At 59.0% G+C, this 4008-nt stretch carries 2 protein-coding genes; both read right to left on the reverse strand.

Annotated elements, in window-relative coordinates:
- Positions 1–233: 233 nt before the first annotated feature.
- Positions 234–3677 carry a hypothetical protein gene (locus ACW9HX_RS28855; RefSeq protein ID WP_457383183.1) on the reverse strand — a complete coding sequence of 1148 codons (3444 nt, stop codon included), beginning with the start codon at positions 3675–3677 and terminating at the stop codon, positions 234–236.
- Between the two features lie 188 nt (positions 3678–3865).
- The coding region (locus tag ACW9HX_RS28860) for a DUF6124 family protein (RefSeq protein WP_457383184.1) at positions 3866–4008 on the reverse strand (143 nt) is incomplete at its 5' end.

Consider the following 4008-nt stretch of genomic DNA (forward strand, 5'->3'; position numbering starts at 1 on the left):
CGACCGCCAAACAATAGAACCCGCCCCCAAGGCGCACAAGCCGGCGGATTCTGGCGGATGCGTAGGCAAAGGCGCAAGGTTGCGTGGCTTTGCGGACACAACCTTCAACACTATTCAACAAGTGCGTTGGCTTGAGCCGAAACGACAAAAGCCGCCCTCGCGATTGAAGAGAGGGCGGCTTTTCAGGGGCGGGACTGGAAAATAAATGCGTCCCCTTTTCCCCATTGTTGTTCTCATTGCGGGATCAAGCACCATGCACCCGCTGCGAGATCATCTTTTCGCCAAGTATACAAAAACGCATGTTGCTGCAAGATATAGTGGAAGGACGGGTCGCTATATCGAGCACACAGCCAATATTCGGATGCTCTTGGTACTGGAACAACATAAACACGGGAGAGATCATTAAACGCCTGTGTCCCGACCAATGTAGAACCTCCAAGAGACTGCATCCATGCAATCGCAGTGGCGCTGGAAGTTCGTTGTTCATTTATAACAAGTCGGAAGATATTGCTCACGATAACATCGTACTCAACTCTGTTTTTCAGGTCGTCAGTCACCGTGATGGTTGTCGTGCCACGCATTTTGCCTACAACTTTTCCGCGTTGATCCACAGAAGCGATCAAGGAGTTGCGTGACGAGTAAATGTAGGGTGGTTTTCCTCCCTGAGGTTGCCGATCTTCTGTGTTGCCAGCAGAGTGTTGTCCAGTTTTTGGCCAATAATCGTACTTCACAGAAAGACCGGCCAACTTCATGTCGCTGGTATCAATCGAAAGGGGGGGCACCACGGTGAAGGTCCGAGCTGTCGAGCTCGCCCCGGTGCCATACAACGCCTTGGCCGTGAAGCTGTGCGGTGTCACGCCCAGCCCTGAGACCGTTTTGGTCCAGATCCCGGTGACCGGGTCTGCGGTTGCGTCGCCTATTGGGGTGGCTCCATCCAGAATTTTCACGTTCTGGCCCTTGGTGGCTGTCCCCGTCACAGTGACGGCCGTTTCCACGGTGAACCCGTTCTGAAGAATCTCGGCTCCGCTGGGCGAGCCTTGGATCGAGGTGATTTCGGGTTTGATGTCCTCGATGGCAATGACGGTATAGGTGCGTGTCGGGAACGTCACCGCCTCGGCTACGTTCTGACTTTGGCCCAACGCCGCCTTGAATTCGATGGAGAACGTCGAGCCATGTTTGAGTTGCTTGAGTGTATTCAGCTCGGCTGCCGCGAGGGGGTGCTCATAAGCTTCGTCGACCCAGGCCTGGTTGACTCTGGCGTTCGGAGCCTTCCAGAGAAGGACTTCATACGGCGTGTCGCCGGGCGATAGCGTCCCCTTGAGCCACAGCCATACGAATTGGTTCAGGGCAATCAGCGGCCAGTTGGGCGCGAGGATCGTGCCTGCGGTCGCGATGGCACTCAGATCCAGTGTTGTACCATCACCGTTATTGGCGGCCTGAAGGATTTTCGGCACGTTCGACAAGTCCAGACTCAACGCCTGCACTGCCAGGGGGAGGCTTGTCGACGGCTGCGGCGCCGCAGCGCCGCGTTTGACCGTGTAATCCACAGTCACCGGTTTGCTCAGGTTGAAAGCCACCACGCTGTTGGCCAGTGGAATCTCCTGCGGCCCGAGCACGGTGACGGTTTTTTCCGGCGCCGTGTATGAGCCTCCCGCCGGCGTGCCCGGAGCGCCTGTCCAGGTGACAATGATTTTGTCCTGCAACGCCATGCCGACGTAGTCCACCACAGCGGTCAATGTGTCCTTTGCCGCATTCGGCAGCAGGTTTTTGTCATCTGAAGCTTCCTTGATCTTCGGGGCTTTCAGGTCGAGTTTCACTCCGACACTGAATGTATTCTCATCCGAATAACTGGTGGGCCGTGAATCCGCCCATTTGATGAAGTACGACGCCTTGACCGTCCCCCCCTCATTGCCCTTGATCAGTTCGGCCTTGATGGGGAACGGCACCGGTTGGCCGGCGGTAAACGAGGACAGCTTGACCGAGTCTTCATACCGACCGGTTTTCGAGCCCAGCCACACGCAAAACACCTCGTCATCCTTGACCGTGTTCAGGTAGTCCACGGTCAGCGTGGTGCCGGCGGTGTCCGGCGTCAATACGCCGTCAACGACGCCGTCCACTGTCGGCTCTGGCAGTTCTTTTTTCGGTTCGCCAACGTTCAGGAGCTCGGCGTGGATCGACTCACGGATGGCGTGCGTTGCGTTGACCCGGTTCATCGTCCCCAGCACCGCGTCATCGCTCAGCAACTGGTAGTACAACTCCAGCGTACCGCCTTCGATCTGTTTCAGATGAAGGCCGGGAACGTTGATCAGCAGGGGCACGCCGGCACTGATATCGCCACCGGTAATCGGGCGCAGCAGCAGGTCGGGCAAGTAGGTGCTCAGGTCGGACCGGGTGCCGAGCCAGAACAGCTTGATTGCCTGGCCGGCCACAAAGGATTTGTCGAATGGAATCTCGATGCGTGCCTGTGCAAGGTCCGGGTCGAGGGCGCCTTGCGACGCATCGAGCGCGCGCGGGGCCAGCAGCCGCTGGATCTCGCCAATGACACTGATGAACTGGGTTTTGGACGGCAGATCGGCAGTGCCATCGGCTTTTTGCAGGCGAAAGGACAAGGCGATCTGGGTCTTGGCCAGTTGCCGCAGCGCGGCATTGGGAATCGCGATCTCGGGGATGCTCGGCACACTGGCCAGCGGCTGGCCGCGAACTTCGATGTTGATCGGCGCCCCTTCAACGGGCGTGCCCTTGAGCCTGAGGATGGGGATGTCACCGACCTTGAACTGGCTGCCGTCCATGGCAACGACCTGCGCCGTGGCGTCGGCATCCCCTAGTTTGTCGATGTCCAGCACGTTGTTCAGCGCTTGCTTGCAGATCGGTGCATCCAGTCTCGTGGCGTCGACTGCCACCACCACGCGTTGCTCGTAACTCCAGTCTTCGGAGCGGTTATCGACAATGTCATAGACCTCAAAGGCCACCGCCAGTCCACCGCTGTCCGAGTCCTCGGCCTCGCGGATGGTCGCCTCACCGATGTGTACGACAAGCGGCACTTTGCCGTCGGCCTGATCCTGAGTCAGCGGTCCGTAGAGCACGAACACCCCGCCCCAGGTCACCTGAATCACGTCGCCGGCGGCTGCGTCGGGATAGGGTTCTGGCCCGTCGTCAGAGGGGCCGATGGTGATCGGCACGCCGGCGGCGATGTTGTCCTTGTCGATGCCGCCCTCGAGAATCTCCCTGGGGATGGTCATTTTCAGTTTCGAATGGCCCGGGCCTTCGTCGCTGTCATGGCCTCCGGGACGGGTGAGCTTGACCAACACCTGCATGATTTCGGACGGTTCAGGCGTTGTATCGTTGCGCCGGGTGACGGCGTATTTCAGCGTGGACGAGCCTTCATTGAAACGGGCGGCGGGCACAAACATCGACAGCGTTTTGTCGACTTCATCAGCGTCGACGGTTGTGTTGAACACCGACTGGCTGTTCAGAAAGATCACCAGACTGTCGCCCTTGCCCATGATCGTCCACGGCCCGGCGCGGCACAGCAGGCCCTGTTTGGGGAAGTTGTCCAGCACAGCCGCTTTGCCCAGCCCCCATACAAGAGGCGTTTGCGACACGGGACCGGTACGACCGGGAACGTCGAGTTCCTCAAGCACCCGCGGCGTGGTTCCTGGGGGATTGTTGACAGGCATGGCGTGAGCTCCGATCGACGGCAGGGGCGATGGAGGCATTGAACGGTGCGGTGGCGGGGTTGGCTACTGTCAGAAATTACAGGTGAGCGTGGGTTTGCGACGAGCGGTCTGAGTGGGGCACTGAAACGACAAAACCCGCCGTCCCGATCAAACGGGACGGCGGGTTTTTCTTTGCTCAGGCGATAACGCTACAGCGGCGCCTCAGCCTTCAGTTCCAGATTGTCCAGCACCTGATTCACCGCCAGCTCACCGAGCATGATCAACTGCGCAATCCCAAGCAGCACATGCCGCTGCGAGCCATCCACCAGCCCGGCGAAGTCGTTGGCCATGA

The organism is Pseudomonas sp. SDO52101_S400 (genome assembly GCF_054071635.1).

Coding starts and splice junctions, on each gene's coding strand:
- ACW9HX_RS28855 (WP_457383183.1), bottom strand. CDS start 3,677: ATGCCTGTCAACAATCCCCCAGGAACCACGCCGCGGGTGCTTGAGGAA.